This is a genomic window from Bifidobacterium aemilianum (assembly GCF_003315635.1).
GTDB classification, from domain to species: domain Bacteria; phylum Actinomycetota; class Actinomycetes; order Actinomycetales; family Bifidobacteriaceae; genus Bifidobacterium; species Bifidobacterium aemilianum.
This window is the reverse complement of the sequence record NZ_PDCG01000009.1, coordinates 19127-40329: the sequence shown is the minus strand read 5'-3', so window position 1 is coordinate 40329 and position 21203 is coordinate 19127. Positions and strand designations below refer to the sequence as shown.

At 58.0% G+C, this 21203-nt stretch carries 15 protein-coding genes; 12 read left to right on the top strand and 3 right to left on the bottom strand.

Going from position 1 to position 21203, the window contains the following annotated elements:
- A partial coding sequence (locus tag CRD60_RS07550; protein ID WP_127975672.1) for a restriction endonuclease subunit S occupies positions 1–1146 on the top strand: 1146 nt, incomplete at its 5' end.
- A 1144-nt stretch (positions 1147–2290) separates the two neighbouring features.
- Here CRD60_RS07550 and fucP read toward each other — a convergent pair.
- A complete protein-coding gene (gene fucP, locus CRD60_RS07545; protein ID WP_113860671.1) occupies positions 2291–3676 on the bottom strand; it encodes an L-fucose:H+ symporter permease in 1386 nt (461 codons plus the stop codon).
- Between the two features lie 765 nt (positions 3677–4441).
- On the bottom strand, positions 4442–5668 hold the full coding sequence (locus CRD60_RS07540) for an ArgE/DapE family deacylase (RefSeq protein ID WP_113860664.1): 1227 nt from the start codon (positions 5666–5668) through the stop codon (positions 4442–4444).
- A gap of 270 nt (positions 5669–5938) precedes the next feature.
- On the opposite strand from CRD60_RS07540, the gene CRD60_RS07535 reads away from it, so the two are divergent.
- Positions 5939–6538: an NAD(P)H-dependent oxidoreductase gene (locus CRD60_RS07535; RefSeq protein ID WP_113860663.1), complete on the top strand. Its 600-nt coding sequence runs from the start codon at positions 5939–5941 to the stop codon at positions 6536–6538.
- A gap of 105 nt (positions 6539–6643) precedes the next feature.
- Here CRD60_RS07535 and CRD60_RS07530 read toward each other — a convergent pair whose 3' ends face one another.
- Positions 6644–7657: a hypothetical protein gene (locus CRD60_RS07530; protein ID WP_113860662.1), complete on the bottom strand. Its 1014-nt coding sequence runs from the start codon at positions 7655–7657 to the stop codon at positions 6644–6646.
- 218 nt (positions 7658–7875) lie between these two features.
- On the opposite strand from CRD60_RS07530, the gene CRD60_RS07525 reads away from it, so the two are divergent.
- The 10 genes from CRD60_RS07525 (at position 7876) to CRD60_RS07480 (ending at position 21203) form a co-directional block, all read left to right on the top strand.
- Positions 7876–8502 (top strand): NAD(P)H-dependent oxidoreductase, encoded by a 627-nt coding sequence (locus CRD60_RS07525; protein WP_113860661.1) that lies wholly within the window; start codon positions 7876–7878, stop codon positions 8500–8502.
- Positions 8503–8619: 117 nt separating this feature from the next.
- Entirely contained in the window at positions 8620–10032 is a 1413-nt protein-coding gene (locus CRD60_RS07520) for an NAD-dependent succinate-semialdehyde dehydrogenase (RefSeq protein ID WP_113860660.1), read from the top strand.
- A 208-nt stretch (positions 10033–10240) separates the two neighbouring features.
- Positions 10241–11590 carry a xylose isomerase gene (gene xylA, locus CRD60_RS07515; RefSeq protein ID WP_113860659.1) on the top strand — a complete coding sequence of 450 codons (1350 nt, stop codon included), beginning with the start codon at positions 10241–10243 and terminating at the stop codon, positions 11588–11590.
- A gap of 315 nt (positions 11591–11905) precedes the next feature.
- A complete protein-coding gene (locus tag CRD60_RS07510; RefSeq protein ID WP_113860670.1) occupies positions 11906–12538 on the top strand; it encodes a sugar O-acetyltransferase in 633 nt (210 codons plus the stop codon).
- 120 nt (positions 12539–12658) lie between these two features.
- Positions 12659–15181 (top strand): glycoside hydrolase family 2 TIM barrel-domain containing protein, encoded by a 2523-nt coding sequence (locus tag CRD60_RS07505; protein WP_113860658.1) that lies wholly within the window; start codon positions 12659–12661, stop codon positions 15179–15181.
- Positions 15182–15374: 193 nt separating this feature from the next.
- Positions 15375–16295 carry a prenyltransferase gene (locus CRD60_RS07500; protein WP_113860657.1) on the top strand — a complete coding sequence of 307 codons (921 nt, stop codon included), beginning with the start codon at positions 15375–15377 and terminating at the stop codon, positions 16293–16295.
- A 200-nt stretch (positions 16296–16495) separates the two neighbouring features.
- Positions 16496–17605 carry a substrate-binding domain-containing protein gene (locus CRD60_RS07495; protein WP_113860656.1) on the top strand — a complete coding sequence of 370 codons (1110 nt, stop codon included), beginning with the start codon at positions 16496–16498 and terminating at the stop codon, positions 17603–17605.
- A gap of 151 nt (positions 17606–17756) precedes the next feature.
- Entirely contained in the window at positions 17757–19295 is a 1539-nt protein-coding gene (locus CRD60_RS07490) for an ATP-binding cassette domain-containing protein (RefSeq protein ID WP_201737244.1), read from the top strand.
- Positions 19296–19330: 35 nt separating this feature from the next.
- A complete protein-coding gene (mmsB, locus tag CRD60_RS07485) occupies positions 19331–20575 on the top strand; it encodes a multiple monosaccharide ABC transporter permease (protein ID WP_113860654.1) in 1245 nt (414 codons plus the stop codon).
- 307 nt (positions 20576–20882) lie between these two features.
- Entirely contained in the window at positions 20883–21203 is a 321-nt protein-coding gene (locus tag CRD60_RS07480) for a hypothetical protein (RefSeq protein WP_127975671.1), read from the top strand.

The window sequence follows — 21203 nt, the reverse complement described above, 5'->3', positions numbered from 1 at the left end:
GACCTCTTTGAGTCTTCCACCGGCGATATTGATCTGCAACAGAAAGATGTTAATGGTAAAGGTTGTTTCTTGATTAACAGTGGCTTGGACAATCGAGGTATCAAGGGCAGGACAGATAGACCTGCAAGAGTTTTCCCCGCGAACACCATCACTGTAGACTTTTGGGGAAATGCATACTATCGCGATTTTGCATATAAGATGGCCACGCATAACCATGTGTTTTCGCTCGCTGGATCGGTTATTAAGAATAGGCTTGTCGGACTTTATCTTGAAAGTGCGCTCTCTAAGTTGCGATCCTTGTTCTCCTACAACAATATGGCAACTTGGAATAAGCTCAAGGCACTTGAAATCAGTCTTCCTACAGTTGAACACGCCAATTCCAACCACCAATACACAGTGGATGACATCGATTTTCAGTATATGCGGGAGTATATCGCGGAGCTGGAGCAGGAGTGTATCGCGGAGCTGGAGCACAGCCGTATTGTGGAGCTGGGTGTCTATCTGAAGGCTGCTGGTCTTGAGGACTATGAACTGACTGATGAGGACAGAGAAATACTTTTTACCTCTATGATATCTGTATCTGACGAAAACAGAGTTTTGGAAAGTAATCGTAAAAATAGACAAGTGAGGTTAAAGAACTTTACTCTTGAAGACCTCTTTGAGTCTTCCACCGGCGATATTGATCTGCAACAGAAAGATGTTAATGGTAAAGGTTGTTTCTTGATTAACAGTGGCTTGGACAATCGAGGTATCAAGGGCAGGACAGATAGACCTGCAAGAGTTTTCCCCGCGAACACCATCACTGTAGACTTTTGGGGAAATGCATACTATCGCGATTTTGCATATAAGATGGCCACGCATAACCATGTGTTTTCGCTCGCTGGATCGGTTATTAAGAATAGGCTTGTCGGACTTTATCTTGAAAGTGCGCTCTCTAAGTTGCGATCCTTGTTCTCCTACAACAATATGGCAACTTGGAATAAGCTCAAGGCACTTGAAATCAGTCTTCCTGTAACTGCAGACAATGATATCGATTTTGAATATATGAAGTGCTACATCCTTGCTATCGAGAAGCTGACGATTGCAGATGCGGTGAGGTATAAAGACAAAGTGATTACGACAATGAAGCAGATTGTCGCAGCATGAAGAATAGAGAGAACACGAAATCGTCATCGTAAATTGTTGTGATGGCGATTTCGAATTTAAGCCAACATTGGATAGCGTGGCCAATCAATTTAACTAGCATAGTAAAAAGGCTCAACAAGCCAGATGCATTATTGAACAGCATACTGATGTCACGTAGCGTGTCGCTATAATCCAAATGCAGACTGTTATGGCATACAAACCTGTGCTCTGGCATCCGTGTTAATGCTGGCACTGGAAAGCCGTTGGGCAATCATCGTTACCCAAGAACCAACCTTCTCATCTTCCCCTAGAATCCGGTTGGAGAAAAACACAATTTCCACATCAGATGTTCAGCGGATTTTCACCCTGCTGTCTAAACGGCAGCTTTGGTGCCGACTAGACAGCTGTGAATTCTTCGCTTATCACAAGTACTAGAAAGAAGAGGAGTGAACCATGTTATGCTGATTACTAAAGGCTTGCAAGAGTGGGCATATCAAGAGATCAGCCGAACAGATATCGAACAACTTGATTGTGTCCAGCTACACCCGAGCTATGACTACGTCGATTTCTTGGAAGGTCTGCCTCCCGTTCAAAAAAGAATAATGGTGCTCTGAAATCGATTTCCAACCGATTTCTGTTTTTTTTTTTTTTATGAACCTGATGACTGAGCGACCAACGCCGAGCTGCTGGTTTTACGCGTGGCTTTATCGCGACTGATGAGAAGCGCTTCACGATTCAACAGGCCGCGAAATAGGTTCAATGCACTGGGTTTATACCCAAAGACATGAGAGAGATACTCTGGTTTCGTGATCGGGTTCCGATTGTCATTCCAAACCTAACGGCATAGACGGTGTTCACCAAAAATGGTGAACACAATGAACGATACCGCACCTTTGCTGACCGATAGCTATCGGAGGTGCTTGCTGATTGGAAGTTGACAGAACCCTGGATTGACTTGAATCTGTGTCTTATTGAATAGATTGCTCAAATGGAATCGCCATGGTAAAAGAATCGAGCTTCTACCGAACGTACAATAGTCAAGTTCGGCAGAAGCCCGAGTATTAGTTCTCTATTGTTCGACTCTGACTTACAACAAGGATTCGAATTTGCTCAGAATTCCTATACTAAGAATGTCGGTTCACTCCGCAGGTTAGTCCAGAACCCATCAGTCCCCGAAGGTGTCGGCATCCTCGGCGGCCTCAGCAGCGGCTGCGCCCTTGGTCTCCTCAATCGCCTTGAGCTGCGCCGGCGTGAGTTTGTCGTGCTTCATCTCGGAGAGGAAGTAGACGGCTACCAGGGCGAACTCGATGGCTGGCAGGAGGAAGGAGAACTGCATGGAGGTGGCGTCGGAGAGGAGGCCTTGGAGGGCGGGGAGCACTGCGCCGCCGACGATGGCCATGACGACGAAGGCGCCGGCGGTCTCGGTGTAGCGGCGGTCCTCCACGGTTTCCAGGGTGCGTGAGTAGATGGTCGGCCAGGCCGGTCCCATGAAGAAGCTGACTGCCACGGCCAGCCAGATGGCCACGATCGAGTGGATGAAGGCGGTACCAAGCAGCAGCACCACGCCCACGCAGATGAAGGCGGTCAGCAGTCGGGTCTCCCTGAACCTGGTCAGCAGGTAGCTGCCGACGGTGCGGCCCACGAAGAAGCATACATAGCTGTAGAGCATGAAGTTGGCCGCGTAACGGTCGCTGAAGTGGGGGAACATCTCCAGGGCCAGCCTAATGGTGAAGGACCAGATGCCGATCTGCACGCCGATGTAGAGGAACTGGGCCAGCACGCCCCGCTGGAAGCGCCGGTTCTTGACCAGGTAGCGCAGTGTCTCGCCCATGGTTGCTGAGGCCACCTCACCGGTCGTGGTCTTGGGGCGCCCGGAGGGGAACTTGGTGAAGATGAAGACAACGATCAGCACCAGCAGAATAATCAGCAGGTACTTGTAGGGCCCAAGGGTGCGGGCCAGCTGCTCCTGGCCGTAGCGGGTGGCTGCCTCGCCGGTCAGCTTCTCCATCTCTGCCTTGAGGTTGGTCTCCTGGAAGACCAGGTATTTGCCCAAAAAGATGCCGACGATTCCGCCCAGGGCGTTCATGGTCTGGGCAATGTTGATCCGCAGAGTGCCAAGGCGCTTGGGCCCCAGCAGGGTCGCGTAGGTGTCGCTGGAGGTCTCCAGGAAGCTCAGACCGATGGCCTCGATGAAGATGGCGACCAGGAAGACCCCATAGGTGGCCACGTGCGAGGCGGGGAAGAACATGAAGCAGCCCAGGGCGAAGAAGCTCAGTCCCGCGATGATGCCCATCTTGTAGGAGGTCTTCTTGATGAACAGCGCGGCCGGGATGGCGATGACGAAGTATCCCCCGTAGAAGGCGCTCTGCACGAAGGCCGTGGCGAAGTCGCTCAGATGGAAGACGGTCTTGAACTGGGTGATCAGAATGTCATTGAGGCTTGAGGCGACCGACCATAGAGCGAAGAGCATGGTGATCAAAGCGAATTGGAAGATGGGCGTCTTCTTGAGGTAGCCGTCCGGTGTCTCGTCCCATTGTTCGTTGGGCTTCATGGTGTCCTCCACTGCGAAACTGTATGTCGGTGTTCGTCCAATTCCTTCATCCAGTCAGGTGGTCCTGGGGCGCAGGTTGTACTTGCTGCGTCCATGGGCGTCCTGCTGGATGCCTCTTGCGCCTTTGGTGGGGAGACAAGCGGTCCGTCCTTGGTCAAACGTTGGTTGTTGATATGTAGGTATCCGAGGAAGTCCAGAGGAATCCATGGCTCCCGGCCTGGCTTCGCAGCCATCCGTCAGGAACCTCGTTCAAGCGATTGCGCCAACCTTCTATGGCTGGGCACGTTGAACCTCCGGCAGATAAGGGAGCCGGACCACAGGCATGGGTCCCACTCTGCGATGAAGCAATCAGAGGCCTTGCGCCTCTGAATCTCCACGCCACCCTTCGGATACACGGTGGGGTGTACGAACAGCCTTTCTTGTCCAGTAGGGTCAGGAGGCATTCAGGAAGCTTTCCCAAATGCTATCCAAGAAAATAATTCAGGATCTTCGTCTTTGTCAAATACGAGCAAATGATTGTCCATAATGAGATACAAGGCCGACTACATAGTGGCGCGGACGATGCTGGCAGGCTGGAAATACGGGGATTGAAGCCCATGACAAAATGGTCTCCAGGGTCGCCGAACATAGGCAACCATATGGCAAGGGCTTGGTCCCGCGCGTCGCCGCGCATGAATCAAGCCCTTGCCTTGCGGGTTCAACGTCTTGTCTTCGAGTTGGAACCGCTGCCGGTCACCTCAACCGGACCCTTTCGGATCGCTGGTCTCAGCCCACATACTCCTCGAAGAGCTGCTTGTAGAGCTCCACAAAGTCCAGATACATGGACTTGGAGACCCATTCGTTGTCCTGGTGCTGGGTGCCGGATCCCGGGCCGAGCATCAGGTAGTCGAAGCCGGTGGGATGATCGATCAGGAACTTGGAGGCGTCTGTCCCCCCGGACACGCCCAGGGTCACTAGCTCTGTGGTGCAGAAGGCTATGCCCGCGGCCTCAAACATGGCCTTGGTCTTGGCCAGTTTCTCCTCGGGCCATTCGACCTTGGCCATGAAGGGCTTGGCGACCTTCTGGGCCAGCTTGATCAGCGAGGAGTCCTTGTTGCCGATTACGGGGATGATGTCCATGTCCACATCCATGCTCACCTGCGCCTTGGAGCCGGCGTTGAAGCGGTCGATCACACCGTTGACCAGGGTGAGGATCTCTGCGTTGGAGAATTCCGGAATCGTCCGAATGTTGATCTCAGCCTCAGCGTCGGCGGGTATGGCATTGACCTGGTTGCCACCCTTGATCACGTCGATGTTGAAGATGGTGCCGCCCAGCACGTCGTTGTTGGTGCCGGCCATCTTGGCATGCATCTCGTCCTTGATCTGGTCCAGGACCTCCAGCAGGGCCTCAACCGCGTTGACGCCCAGGGCTGGGGTGGAGCTGTGGGCGGCATGGCCCTTGACCTTGATCTTCAAATCCAGCTCGCCCTTGTTGGCGTAGACGGCCAGATAACCTGAGGGCTCGCCGATCAGCAAGGCATCCACGTCCTTCATGTACCCTTTGGCCTGTAGGAGTTCGGCTCCTTGCTGACCGACTTCCTCACCGGAGGTGATGAGCAGTTTGATGGTGCCCTTGAGGGGCTTGTTCTCCTCCCTGAGCTCAATCAGGGCGATGACCATGGCGGCCAGGCCGGACTTCATGTCGGTGGATCCCCGGCCAAAGAGCGTATCGCCATCCTCCATTTCGGTGAGTGTGAAGGGGTCGGTCTTCCAGTTGTCCCTGTTGACATCGACGACATCCATATGGCCCGAGGCGGCCAGCACAGGGTGGCCGGAACCGAGCGTGGCCACCAGCTCGGCCCGATCGTCGCCCGCGGGGATGATCTCGGATGCGATCCCGGCCTTCTCGAGGAGCCCTTGCAGGTACTGGGCCACAGGAAGCTCATGGCCGTTCACGGATTTGAAGGCGACCAGGGTACGAAGTATTTCCATCTTTTCTTCTGAAGTCATCATGTCTCTTTCTAGAGTGATTCAGTCGTGGGTCCTCTCGTGTTCGAGTGACCATTCGACTCTTGATGACACTATATCTGATATAGGCAGGGAACAGTCTTATTCCCGGTTTTGCGCTGTGCGTCAAGGAGCTTCGGAATTTCACAAGATTGGGCGCTTGATGTGCCGAGAAGCAGTTCGGCATGGGGGGGGGGGGAGGGTATTCCCCACGCGCATTCACAAGTCTTGTCGGATAGCCAGCCGGCTGGTCGGCTGGTGTGGAAGAATGAAGGCATGAGCAAGCTACTAATCATCACCAGCAATCCAGAACCTGATTCCCTGACCAACGCGGCCGGTGCGGCCGTGGCGCAAGGAGCCGAGGAGAAGGGTGTCCAGGCCGAGATACTTGACCTCTATGATGTGGGTTTCAATCCCGTCTATACCCTGGCCGACCGCGAGCATTACCTGGGCCGCGCCCCCATGCCGGAGGATGTCCTGCCCATCCAGCAGCGGATCGCCCAGGCCGATGCCCTGGTCATCGTCTTTCCCATGTACTGGTTCACCATGCCCGCCATGGTCAAGGGCCTCTTCGACCGTGTGATTTGCCGGGGGTTCGCCTACAGCCCCGACGGCACACCGGGAGCCTTGGCCGGCAAAAAGGTCCGCCTGGTCATGCTGATGGGCGGCACTGAATCCGGCATCAAAGAGTTGGGTGTGGAAGCAGGCCTCCGGGCCCAGATATGCAGTCAGACCTTCGGCAAATACTGTGACGTGTCCGACGTGGACTTCGTCTATATCGAAGACCTGACCATGGGTGACGACAGCGAGCCTTGCCGTCAGACGGCGGCCCTCCAGCTTGAGGGCATGAAGCGCCTGGGCGCCTCCCTGGTCTGAGGTCCGAACTCAGACTTCAGCCTTTCCGCCTGGTCATCGCTCTGGCTGGCTTTCAGAGGACTGGCCTGGGGGAATGTTTGCCCGCAAAGGTCAGCCAGATGCCGCCTAATCGTGAGTGGGTGGTTTGAAACCCCGGTAGCGGCGGCAGAACTGTTGGACCATCCAGGGGTCGGGTTGGTAGGGCGACGGCTCCCTCAATCCCCTCCCGGGGTTTCCTGTTTGGCTCGGTGAGGCTGGGCTCAGTCGGGAGTCGGCGATGGCTTGGGCGAAGGCCCCAAGTCCGCTATGGCCGAAGGGGTAGGGGGTCGAGCACCAGACCGGGTCCGCCTCCAAGACAACCGGTTTGTCGGATGAGGCGCGGAAGGCCATGAGGATGGTGGCAGGTCCCGGGTCGTTGGCCGTCAACAACTGCCGTGCTGCCTCCTCGGCTGCCAGCTTCCGGGATTCTTGAAAGCTGGCGCCATCAAAGACCGTCCTGATGCTCTGGCCACCAGCCGTGGTCGTTGGCAGATGAAGGCAGTATCCGCTGGACGCCTGAACCTGTCCCCGGTTGACCAGGATGGCCCATTCCTCAGTGATGTCAGGCAGGTGTTCGGATAGTTCGATCAGCGAATTATCAGGGGCCGCTTCCAGGTCCCTGACCAACTGGCTGGCATCGCGGCGGGCCGCCCGAAAGTCCTCGGCCCGGCCCTGGCAGATGCGAGACCAGGGCAGCGGCCCCAGGCTGGCCGGCAGCTCCTTCCACCGACGGATGTCCGCAACCCGGGTGTTGATGACTGTGCGGCCCAAGAGGCTCTGGGGGAGTCTCGGCAGCCAGTCTGTAAGAGGGGCCTGCATGGTCAGGGGATCCAGGCTTCCCCGCGCTCGCCAGTCGTTGAGGGCGATGAGCAGGCCGGGGGCAATCCAGACCGCCGCATGGGATCCGATGCCCCCGACCGGTTCCAGGCCATTGTGGTCGATGACGGTCCAAGGGGTCATGGTTTCGCGGGCTGTGCTGCTGCCCAGGCCCTCACGTGAGTTTGCGCCTGGGCCACCGGCGGCTTCGACGTCATCGCTTAGCTTCCTTAAGGCCTGGCCAACCCAGGGGAGGGGGCTGATGACGTGTAGGACCGCTCTCATGGACACCCAGCTTAGGTCCTTGACCCGACCTTGCGGGGTGCAACTCGTTGTGGTGGAACTGGCGGACTAGACTCGCGCAATGTCTACTATCTCACCTTCGCTTCGCTCTGTGAAGCAAAAGCTGTGCCGCAGCGTAGTCAAGGTGATAGATTGAATCAGTTCCGACACTGCTGTGCCTACAGCCGAACCGTAGGTCCGCAACGAGAAAGGCATGGTCGATGAGTGCTGACGACAACAATGGCGACATAGAGCCTCGTGGCTTCCGTATCTGTGTGGTTAGCGCCGGTGCCTCGGACCCCTCATCCACCGGCGAGCTGAGCCAGGCCGTGGCTGTCCAGACCGCTCGCTATCTGGAGGAGCATGGCCTGCGGTCCGAGACCAGCTACATCCGTCTGAACGAGATGGCTGAGGACATTGCCAGGGCCGGCATTGACTTCCACTTTTCCCAGCCGCTGGCCCAGGCCATGGAGACCATGCTGTCCAGCGACGGTCTGGTGGCGGCCACACCTATATATAAGGCCTCATATTCCGGCCTCTTCAAATCCTTCTGGGATCTAGTCAGCCCCGAATCCCTCTTCGGCATGCCCGTGGCCCTGGTGGCGACCGGCGGCAGTCTGAGGCATGCCCTGGTCCCTGATTCCGCCATGCGCGAGCTGTTCGCCTTCTTCCGTGCGGTTCCCGTCTCCACCAGCGTGATGGGCACCAAAGCAGAGCAGGGCACTGAGATCATGAGACTCCGGGAGGCCAGGGCCGGGCGCGAGTTGGGGGTTCTGATGCTGGCGGATGTCCACCAGGCCTTGAGGCAGGCGACGGAAGGCTACCGCAAGGGGATGATGGCTTTCTGAGGCGGGCCTTGCCGTGCCTTGGACCTTGCGACCGTGTGCTTGCGCTGTGGGCGTGGAAGCGATATAAGGCGGGTTGATTTGTGCCTACACTTGTTCGAGTGCTACAAGGAGGTAGACATGACATATCAGACCATTAACCCCTATTCCAACGAACTTGTCCACGAGTATCCCTTTGACACCGACCAGATCCTGAGCGAAACCCTGGCCATAGGCCATGACCTCTACCAGCGGATGAAGAACCAGCCCATAGCCGAGCGCTCCAAGATCCTCCACAATATCGCGGCGAAGATGCGCGAGCACGCCGACGAGCTGGCCAGGATCTGCACCATTGACATGGGCAAGCTGATAGGTGAGTCCGCAGGTGAGGTGGAACTCTGCGCCATGATCGCCGACTGGTTCGCCGACCATTCGCCGGAGCTGCTGGCCCCCGAGACCATCGACACCATCGCCACGGGCCAGGCCCAGGTGCTGCACCAATCGGTTGGCGTGGTCGTCATGGTCGAACCCTGGAACTTCCCCTACTACCAGATCATGCGGGTCTTCGCCCCCAACTTCATGGTGGGCAATCCCATGATCCTCAAGGATGCGGCCAACATCCCCACCTCCGCCAAGCGTTTCTGCGAGATCGTCGAGGAGGCTGGAGCGCCCAAGGGGGCCCTGACCAACCTCTTCCTCAACTATGACCAGGTCACTGAGGCCATTGCCGACCCGCGCGTCCAGGGTGTGGCCCTGACCGGATCCGAGCTTGGGGGTGCGGCCGTTGCCAAGGCCGCCGGCAAGTACCTGAAGAAGAATTCCATGGAGCTTGGGGGCATGGACCCCTTCATTGTCTTGGGTGATGCCGATATGGATGACGTCACTAACATCGCCTGGCGTGTCCGTCTTTACAACTGCGGCCAGGTCTGCACCTCCTCCAAGCGGTTCATCGTCATGGACAATGTCTACGACGAGTTTGTGGCCAAGCTCAAGGAGCACTTCGAGCAGGTCGTTCCCGGCGATCCGATGGATCCCAAGACCACCCTGGCCCCCATGAACACCGCCAGGGCCAAGCAGAAGCTCCAGTCGCAGCTGGACGCCGCCCTGGCCGCAGGTGCCAGGCTGGTGACCGGCAACGAACCCATCGACCTGCCCGGCCAGTTCTTCCGCCCCGCCATCATCACCGATGTGACGCCCGAGAATCCCGCCTACAAGGAGGAGATGTTCGGGCCCATCGGCGTGGTCTACAAGGTCCGTTCCGAGGATGAGGCCGTGGCCCTGGCCAACGACAACCCCTACGGCCTGGGTGGCATCGTCTTCTCAGGAGACCCCGACCATGGTGCCGATGTCGCGGCCCGTATCGAGACCGGCATGGTCTTTGTCAACAACTTCATGGCCTCCCTGCCCGAGCTGCCCTTCGGCGGTGTCAAGCTGTCCGGCTATGGACGTGAGATGAGCCGGATCGGCCAGATGGCCTTCGTCAACGACAAACTGGTGGTCAAGGCCCAGCATTCGGACCTCTCCAACCCGGCGGGTGGGTTGGTTGTGGCCTGAGTCCCCTTGATTGATTGACCGCCCCTCAGCTGGGAAACCCAATGGCGGGCGGTTTTGCGTCTATAAGAACCTTGGGGGAGTGGTATTAGGCAGTCATATGACTTAATAAGTAAAATCATTTGACATAATAGGTTCGGCACTTTAGACTGTGGGTGAGGCGGGCGACTGGTCCGTCGAATCATTCTCTGAAGCAGCAAAGGAGCAGATCATGGGTTTGTGGGATGTCGACAAGATCGAGTATGTCGGTCGCAGCAAGGGGCCGCAGGAGGGTCTGGCCTTCCATTATTACGATGCCGACCGTGTGGTCGCCGGCAAGAAGATGAAGAACTGGCTGCGCTTTGGCATCGCCTGGTGGCACACCTTCGACCAGCAGCTGGTCGACCCCTTCGGCGACGGCACCGCCCAGCGTCCTTATTACAAGTACACCGACCCCATGGACCAGTCCCTGGCCAAGGTCGACTACGCCTTCGAGCTCTTCCAGAAGCTGGGTGTGGAGTTCTTCTGCTTCCACGACCGCGACATCGCCCCCGAGGGTGACACCCTGCGCGAGACCAACGCCAACCTGGACAAGGTGGTCGACAGGATCGAGGGGAACATGAAGTCCACGGGCATCAAGCTCCTGTGGAACACCTCCTCCCTCTTCACCAACCCCCGTTTCGTCGATGGCGCCTCCACCTCTCCCTTCGCCGACATCTTCGCCTACTCGGCCGCCCAACTCAAGCACAGCCTGGAGATCGGCAAGCGCCTGCATGCCGAGAACTACGTCTTCTGGGGAGGCCGCGAGGGCTATGAGAGCCTCTGGAACACCAACATGAAGCGTGAGAAGGACCATATGGCCGCCTTCTTCCGCATGTGCCATGACTATACCAAGGAGATTGGCATGGACGCCCAGTTCTTGATCGAGCCCAAGGCCAAGGAGCCCTGCATGCTCCAGTACGACTTCGATGCCTCGACCGCCATCTCCTTCCTGCAGCACTATGACCTCATGGATGTCTTCAAGCTCAACCTTGAGGGCAACCACGCCAACCTGGCCACCCACACCTACCAGCATGAGATCCGCGTGGCCCGCGACGCCGGTGTGCTGGGCTCCCTGGACGCCAACCAGGGCGACAAGCTGATCGGCTGGGACATGGACGAGTTCCCCACCGACCTCTATGAGACCTCCACGGTCATGTGGGAGGTGTTGGCAGAAGGGCAGATCGGACCCCGCGGCGGTCTGAACTTCGATGCCAAGCCCCGCCGTTCCTCCTTCGAGCCTGAGGACCTCTTCCGCTCCCACATCGCCGGTATGGACGCCTTCGCCGCTGGCCTGCTCGTGGCCGATAGGATGCACCAGGACCACTTCATCGAGGACCTGCAGGCCCAGCGCTACAGCTCCTACGACTCCGGCATCGGCAAGAGTGTCGAGGATGGCAATGCCACCCTGGCCTCACTGGAGGACTACGCCATCGACAAGCCCCAGGCCGAGCTGATCGCCGCCACCAAGTCCGACCACCTGGAGTCGGTCAAGGCCACCATCAACAACTACATGATCGACGCCCTGGCCGAGGTGCGCTGACCCTCACGCGGCGGTTTGTGCAAGCCTCCTGATGAGGCGAGCGTCTGTCTTGACACCGTCAGGGCAGGCGCTCGCTCTATGCCCTCGCTGGTGGCGAGCAACAGTCGCCTTGGATGAGCGACTGCGCTTGCCGGCGGCTGGTTCCTGTCTTGGGGCAGATCGCCGGGCTGGCGGGCAGGTAGGCGCTTGGAGCAGCAAGAAGGAAAGGGCTGGGGCTGGGTAAGCCCCCGGAACAGATGCTAAGGAGTTGATGTGCGAGCGTGCGACAGTCGACAAGAGAAGCCTGAAGAGACCGATGCCGGAGATGGTCAGTCGGTGCCAGAAGACCTGTCTGAGCTGATTGCCCGGCATGAGGATGTGGCCCGGCTCTTCGCCGACCAGTGGCTTCAATACCGCAAGTCGGACATCCTGCCCAAACTCACCTGGCAGTCCCAGTCCACCTGCGCGACCATCAACCGGATATACTTCGAGGACCCCGACGAGGCCATGCGGCTCTTCCGGCAGATGGTGCCGGAGGCGGGCGCCGGAGTGGACTTCCGCCCGCCCATCCGCCTGGACTATGGCAATGGGCTCACGATAGGGGAGCGGACCTTCATCAACATGGACTTCCTGATTGTGGGCGGCGGCCCCATATCCATCGGTGCCGACTGCCTGATCGGCCCCCGTTGCAGCATCTACACGCCGGTCCACGCCCAGCCCGTCAAACCCCGGCTGGAGGGCTGGCAGCGCAACCGGGATGTCCACATCGGCAACAATGTCTGGCTGGGCGGCAATGTGGTCGTCTGCCCCGGGGTCAGCATTGGAGACAACAGCATCATCGGTGCCGGTTCGGTGGTTGTCAGGGACATCCCGGCCAACAGCGTCGCCGTCGGCAACCCCTGCCGGGTCATCCGCCAGGTGGAGGAGGATTGGACCGATCAGGAACGCGCCCAGGCCTTGTGTCCATAAGGAAAGGCAGGGGGTTTGATCCATCGGGCTTACCGTTACTGCTCGCAAACCTTACCCATGCTCTCTGCTAGTGTGTTCTGCAGGAATCCACCATTCAGGCCGACACTTGCAGGGGCGCCCATGCTTGCGATCAACTTCAACCAGGGCTGGGCATACCGCCATCTGGATCTCGAGGATGAGGCTTTCCGCCCTGTGACCCTTCCCCATGATGCCATGCTGGAGGAGCCGCGTGAGGCTGATGCGCCCAGTGCCTCCAACAGTGGCTGGTTCCTTGGCCGGGACTATGAGTATGTCAAGCGATTCATGCCAGACGATGCCTGGCGCGGCCAGAGCCTGCTGCTGGAGTTCGAGGGCGTCTACCGGGAAGCCGAGGTCTGGGTCAATGGCCGTAAGCTGGCCTACCGCCCCTATGGTTACAGCAATTTCTACGTCGATCTCAGTGAGGCCCTGGTCTTCGGCGAGTGCAACGAAATCCGGGTCGTGGCACGGAACGCCGACCAGCCCAACAGCCGTTGGTACTCCGGTGCCGGCATCTACCGGCCGGTCACCCTCTGGGCCGGGCACCGTGATCATATAGAAGTCAATGGCATCAGCGTGCGGACCCTGTCCATTGCCCAAGCCGATGCCGGAGCAACGCAAGGGGATTGGGCCAGCATCGAAGTGGCTGTGGAGACCAGTGCCAGTGGCAGTCTCCAACTCCATATCGACCAGGCTGACCGTCAAGGGGGCAAGGCTGGGCATGAGGTCACCGTCCTGGCTGCCGACCAGTCCGCCAGCCGTCAGGTATTCAAGGTTCGCGTGAACCGGGCAGCCCTCTGGAGTCCGGAAGACCCCCAGCTCTACCATTGCCGGGTCGATTATGTCAGTGAAGATGGTCAGCGGGATTCGGACCAGGTGGACTTTGGCATCCGAACCCTGGAATGGGGTCGGCAGGGGCTGCTGCTCAACGGCAGGCGAACCATCCTGCAGGGTGCCTGCATCCACCATGACAATGGCCTACTGGGCGCCTGCGCCTTCCCTGAAGCTGAGGAACGCAAGATCAGACTGCTGAAGGCCAACGGCTACAACGCCATCCGCAGTGCCCACAACCCTTGTTCCAAGGCCCTTCTGGCAGCCTGTGACCGCCAGGGCATGCTGGTCATGGACGAGTACATAGACCACTGGTACATTCACAAGACCCAGTACGACTACGTTCCCCACTTCAAGCAATATTGGCGCCAGGACCTTCAGGATATGGTCGCCAAGGATCGCAACCACCCCAGCGTCATCATGTATTCAATCGGCAACGAGGTCGGCGAGACCGCCCAGAAGCGTGGCATAGCCCTAACCGGGCAGATGGTTGAGCATATCCACTCCCTGGACAACGGCCGCCCGGTGACCTGCGGAATCAACATCTTCTTCAACTTCCTGAACTCAATTGGTCTGGGTGTCTACTCCGACAGGAAGGCCCGGAAGGCGGCCAGTGGCCAGGCGGGCAAACACCAGGGCAGGCGCAGGAAGGCTGTGGGCAGCCAATTCTTCAACGACATGGCAGGGCTGCTGGGGGCTGACTTCATGAAGACCGGAGCCATGCTGCCCTGGTGCGACACCGTGACTCGTGGCGCCTTTGCCCGCTTGGACGTGGCCGGCTATAACTACGGCATCAAACGGTATGTCGGTGACCTGAGAAGATACCCGGACCGGCTGATCCTAGGGTCGGAGACCTTCTGCTCCGATGCCTACCGCTTCAGGGAACTGGCCAAAAGGACCACAAGACTGATCGGCGACTTCGTCTGGGCCGGCATGGATTACCTGGGTGAGACTGCGGTGGGAGCCTGGGAATACTCCGATTACGCCAGTCTCAAGAATTGCTTCGGCTGGCTGACCGCAGGGTCCGGCAGACTCGACCTGACCGGCAGGCCCCTGGGTGAGGCCCTGTACACCCGGGTGGCCCTGGAAGCCGAGAACGGACCCTACCTGGCCGTCCGACCGGTCAACCATACCGGAGACAAGCATTCGCCCAGCGCTTGGAAGATGACCAACGCCATCGACTCCTGGAGTTGGGAGGGTTGTGAGGGCAGGCCCGCCGACGTGGAGGTCTACGCCAGGGCCGCAAGTGTGCGACTCCTGCTCAACGGCAGGGAGGTCGGCCAGGCTCGATTGCGGGGGGACTGCAAGGCTGAGTTCCGCATCATCTACCAGCCTGGAAGCCTTGAGGCGCTCGCCTACGACAAGCAGGGGAAGTTGATCGGGCGCAGGTCCCTCCAGTCAGCCGGTCCCCAGACCAAGCTCAGCCTTGAACCGGAGAGGCATGATGTCCGGTCCGGCGGCATGGCCTTCATCAGGGTGAGCTACAGCGACGAGTCCGGCATCGTCAAGCCCCTACGGCGCGGCCGGCTGACAGCTACAGTCGATGGTGGGGAACTACTGGCTTTCGGTTGCGCCGCCCCTTTTAACAGGGGTAACTTCCAGAGTGTGACCACCGCCACTTACTGCGGTGAGGCCCTTGCTGTGGTCCGTGCGTCCAGGTACTGTGCCCGGCTCAGTCTGCAGGTGAACGACGGGCGTCTGCGGGGGCAGGTCGACCTGAAGATTCAGCCAGGGGATACTGCCGATGAGCCTTGCTCTGAGGTCTGGCCGCTAGCTGAAACGACAGGCTTGTAAGAGCCGGATATCCCACAGGCCTTGCTTCCGGCGTGTCCGGGGCCAGACCTATTCACCGTCGCCTCTGAGGATGATTGCCGGAGGCGTATAGTGGTAATCTACCTCCCCGTCCATAAGATCATCTTCCGGTGAGGGGGAGACTGTACGGATTCGCTTGAGTCGGCACAGCATACACGAAAGAGAGCAGCAACCTATGCGTACGGGCAGATGGCTGACCTGGCCGGTCTTTGTCGAACTGACTGAGATCTTCACCGCACCGCTGAACCTGGCCTGGTTCCTACTGGGGGCCGCCATGGCCGACTACTGGTATGGGGCCGGCAATCTGACCAACCTGCTCCTGTGCCTGCTGGACATCCTGATATTCGACCTGGCCGTCAACATGTCGGACAACTACTGCGACTACACCCATGCCTGGGACCGGGAGGGCTATGCTGCCCACACCAATCCCATTGGGCGGTTGGGTCTGCCCCTGGACGGGGTCCGCCGGGTCACCATCATCCTGTATGTCTTCTCGACCATCCCGGGGCTGCTCTTGGTGGCACGTGCCGGTTGGCCGGTCCTGTTCTTGGGTCTGGTCGGCTACGCCCTGGGCATCTTCTACACGGCCGGTCGCTTTCCCCTCAACGCCACACCCCTGTGCGAGCTGGTCGTGGCCGTCTCCATCACCTATATGGTGCCCCTGGCGGCCTTGATGGTCAGCATCTATGGGCAGGCATCCCTCGGGTGGTTCGCAGTCAGCAGGTCCTTCATGGTCTGCATGCCGCTCATGCTCATTTTCTTCGCCATCCAACTGGCCAACAACATCGCCGACCTGGATGAGGACATCAAGAACCACCGCTACACCCTGGCCTATTATCTGGGCAGTCCCTGGTCGATAAGACTCATGCGGACCCTGATCGCCTTGGGTGCCCTATGGCCCCTGGTCAACATCGCGTTGGGGATAGGCCCCTGGCAGACTGTCTTCAGCCCGCTGGCCCTGCCACTCATCTGGCGGTATGCCAAGCCCTTCTTCGCCCGGCCAAGCAAGCAGAAGACCTACATGGCCGTCATCAAGGGTGCTTCCTTCTTCTTTGTCGCCTACATTCTCCTCTTCGCCCTAGGTGTCTGGCTCTAATTCTTCTTGGGTATGGCCCTGTTGTCGTACTGGGAAAGGGCGGAATGTAGCGCTTATAGCAGTACGCGCAGCGATATGGGAATGGTGACAGTCTATTTGTTAAATCAATGAATTATGTGTTAGGCTTCTGCTTGCGGGATGAAGAAACACCTGTTTGTGTCAAAGAAGAGCACAGTCCTATCAGAGACGAAAGGAACATCATGAAGAAATTGACCAAGGCAGTAGGCGCGATTGCGGTCGCAGCCATGCTGATTCCTCTATCGGCTTGCGGGAATTCGCGGGGGGGGGGGGGGTCTTCAGAGCATAAAGACTCCTCACAGGTAAGCATCGGCATTTCCATGCCCGAGCAGCAGCTCGAGCGGTGGCAGATTGATGGCGATAACCTGAAAAAGCAACTGGAACAGTATGGATATAAGGTAACCCTGCAATTCGCAGATGGTAAAACGGATTTACAATCCTCGCAAATTCAAAATATGGCCAACCAAGGGGCCGACTATATAGTCATTGCCTCCATTGATGGAACGGCCACCGGCGCTGCCGCCGAGCAGGCCGCGGCAAACGGTTCCAAGGTCATCGCGTACGACCGGCTGATCATGAACACTGACGCGGTTGATTATTACACCACCTTCTCTCTGACCGATGTCGGTAAGATGCAAGGCCAGTACATCGTTGACAAGCTTGGCGTCAAGGAGGGCAAGAAGGGTCCCTTCAACGTGGAGCTCATGTCCGGTTCTCCCACTGACAACAATGCCAAGTACTACTACGAGGGTGCCTGGTCTGTTCTGGAGCCTTATTTCAAGTCCGGCGTCTTCCAAGCCAAGTCAGGCAAGCTGCCCTCATCCGTTAAGGATTGGCAGTCCATCGGCATAGATAACTGGGACCGGCAAAAGGGCCAGGCCGAGATGGAGAACCGTATCAATTCCTTCTATCACGACGGCACGAAGCTCGACGCCGTGCTGGCTCCCAATGATGCCATAGCCCTCGGCACCGTCAACGCCGTGGAGGGTGCTGGCTGGAACTATTTCCCTATCATCACCGGCCAAGATGCCGAGAAGGCCAATGTTCAGGCCATCGTGCAGGGCAAGCAGTCGATGACCGTATACAAAGACACCCGCCTACTGGCCAAGACCACAGCCCAGCTCATCAAGGACCTGGCCGACGGTAAGACAGTCAAGGCCAAGGACAAGTTCAACAACGGCAACAAGGATGTTTCCTCCGCCCTGTTGACCCCGGTTTCAGTCGATAAGTCAAACATCGAGAAGGAGCTGGTGGATTCCGGCTACATCTCCGCCGCCGACGCTGGTCTCTAATCGAAAACCGAGGCGCCGCGCCCATTGCCGGTGTGGCGCCTTGAGTATGGATGGCCTCGTGAACCCTCGAGAGCACAGCAAGCTGCGGTCGACGGGACCAATGAACACAAAGGAGTGAAACGTGAACAAGGAGCATGATGTGATACTTCGCATGAATCACATCGTCAAGCGCTTCGGGCCGGTGACGGCTTTGCATGATGTCAACATCGCCGTCGGGCGTGGGCAGATCTTCTCCGTCTGCGGTGAGAACGGGGCCGGGAAATCGACGCTCATGAACGTGCTGTCGGGCGTCTACCCCTACGGGAGTTATGAAGGCGATATCGTCTATGACGGCAAGATCTGCCAGTTCAAGACCATTCGCGACTCGGAGGCCGTGGGCATCGTCATCATCCACCAGGAACTGGCATTGGTGCCCTATATGTCGATTGCCGACAATATCTTTTTGGGCAATCCGATTACCAAAGGCATTGCGGTCGACGATGATGCTCAACGGTCCATCGCCAAGCAGGCAATGGAAGCGGTGGGCCTTGACGAGAATCCGGATACACTGATCGCCAATATCGGCGTGGGTAAGCAGCAGTTGGTCGAGATAGCCAAGGCCCTCACCAAAGATGTCAAGCTGCTGATTCTCGACGAGCCGACCGCCGCCTTGAACGACGAGGATTCGGCACACCTCTTGGGTCTGATTGATGAGTTGCGCCGCACCAGGGGAATCACGGCCATCATCATCTCTCACAAGCTCAATGAGATCGCGGCATCGGCCGATGCGGTGCAGGTCATACGTGATGGCCGGACCATCTCCCATATTGATATTGATGAGGATCATCCGCTCGATCAGGATCGTTTGATTCGTGACATGGTCGGACGCTCCCTGACTGCCCGTTACCCCGAGCATGAGTCCCATATTGGCGAGGAGGTCTTCCGTGTGGAGCGTTGGAAGGTTCACCACCCCTTGGATGAGGAACGCTTGGTGGCCAAAGACGTGAGCTTTAATGTGCATGCCGGTGAAATCGTCGGCTTGGCTGGCCTGATTGGGGCTGGCCGCACCGAGACGGCCATGAGCATCTTCGGCCACCAATACGGTGTCAATGCCTCAGGTTCACTGTATCTCAATGGCCGGGAAGTCCAGTTCCCAACAGTTCGGTCGGCTATCGACCATGGTGTCGCCTATGCCACCGAAGACCGTAAGACCTACGGGCTGAACCTGATCAAATCCATCAGGGAGAACATCTCCATGGCTTCGCTCAAGAGCCTGAGCAGGGGCAATGTGGTCGACCGCGATCGCGAGTTGATGGTCAGCGAGGGATACCGCAAGGAACTGAGGATCAAGACCCCAAGTGTTGAGATGCCCTCCGGCAACCTTTCCGGCGGCAATCAACAGAAGGTGGTGCTGGCCAAGTGGATGGCCACGGACCCGGCCGTGCTGATTCTCGATGAGCCGACCCGTGGCATCGACGTGGGTGCCAAGTACGACATCTACGAAATCATCGACCAGCTGGCCGACAAGGGGAGCGCGGTTATCGTGATCTCTTCGGAACTGCCTGAGCTGCTGGGAATCTGCGACCGAATCTACACCATGAGTCAGGGCGTCATAACCGCCTGTCTGCAAGCCAAATCCACCAACCAGGAGGAGCTCATGCGCTATATGACCTCCACTCAACCCATGACGGCGGGCTCCGACCGGTTCTGATCCGGCCTGGGACTATCCATGAAAGGAAACTTGTAATGTCAACTTCACAAACAGCATCATCGGGCGCCTCCAGTGCGCCGGTCAAAACGCAAGGCGCCGGTGAGGCCTCGATCGCAGAGCTGCTGTTCGGCAATATCCGTTCCTACGGCATCTATCTTGCCCTGGTCCTCGTCATTGTGATTTTTCAGATCCTGACCGGTGGGCGCTTGCTTTTCCCCAACAATGTCGTGGCTCTCTTCCAACAGAACGCGTATGTGCTGATTACGGCCATAGGTATGCTGATGGTCATCATCGGCACGCATATTGACCTGTCGGTGGGCTCCGTGGTGGCCTTCATTGGTGGCGTAGGTGCCTTTGCCATGAAGAACTGGGGTATGAACTGGATGTTGGCCATCGCCTTCATGTTGCTCATTGGCCTGGTCATTGGTGCCTGGCATGGCTTTTGGGTGGCGTATGTAGGCGTTCCTGCCTTTGTGACGACCTTGGGTGGCATGCTCATTTTCCGTGGTCTGGCCACGGTGGTCGCCGGTGAATCAATCCCCTTGCAGTCCCGGCCCTTCCGAGCCATTGCCAAGGATTATCTGCCTAATATCCTGGGCTTCTGGGGTGGATTCGACGGATTGACTATCGTCGTGGGTCTGGTGGCCATTGTCTTGGTGATCCTCAGCATGGTGCGCAAGCGGAGCAAGGCCTTGTCCGCCGGGGTCAAGGCGGAGCCCATGAGCTGGGTGATTATCAAGTGCTGCATCGCCGTATTGGCCATTGGCTATGCAACCTACCTCTTCGCCAGCTCAGGCAATGCCACACAGGGAGGTATTCCGATTGTCCTGGTCGTCATCGGCCTCTTGATTGGCATCTACTGGTTCGTGCTCAACCGTACGGTCTTCGGGCGAGACATCTATGCGGTGGGCGGTAACCGCAAGGCCGCCATGCTTTCGGGAATCAACACTCGTATGGTGGACTTCAAGATCTTCCTGAATATGGGTCTACTGACTGCGATCGCGGCCATCATCACCCTCTCTCGTCTGGCCTCGGCCACAGCAGCGACCGGTCAGGAATTTGAGATGGACGCGATTGCGGCCTGCTTTATCGGTGGAGCCGCTGTTGCTGGTGGCGTGGGTACCATTCCCGGTGCCATGGTCGGTGCGTTGATCATGGGAGTACTCAACCAGGGGCTGTCCATCATGGGGGCTGACGCGGCCATTGTTAAGACCATCAAGGGTCTGGTCGTCATCGCCGCTGTTGCCTATGACCTGATAAGTAAGCGCAAGAAGGCTTGAGCCGGATTCGCTGCCCTGGTCGGGCGGTGACGGAACCTGAATGCTGACTGCAGGGCATTGCCTGTAAGTCGGTCCGTGAGTCTCAGCGGGTCTTGGAGTTGGTGGTTCTTGGCCGCCCGCAGGACCCGCTTCCCGCGCTTCGTGGTTCTGCCCAGTGTGAGCGGTTGTCCAATTGATGGATGTGATGTGTGTCGTGATGATAGCTGAAGTGCCCTTCGCTCCTGGCGCTGAAGATTATCGTGCCAGTCGCTGTACAGGCTTGAGCCAGGAAAGGTAGGAGTATCCGATGAAGGGGAAGCAGTTTCAGATGCGTATGTATGCTTTCGGAGCATTGGCCTGTCTGATGTGGCTGATTCAGTCCACCCGTGAGGCGCTCGCAGATGGGTCCCTGTGGAGTCCCGCCAATGGTATCTTCACCCTTTGCCTCTTGGTAGCCATAGGTTATACCGGTACCCAGGCCTATCTGATCTGGCGTCAGCCGGAGGTTGATCACGTTCCAGAGGCACCTGACAAGGAGCCTGAGCACGGGCCCAAGTCGGACATTGTTGGCAGCGAGATGGCTGATATGGCCGATGACGCTGTTGCTGCTTCTGCCTCCGACTCCCGTGACGGTACCGCAGGAGACTAG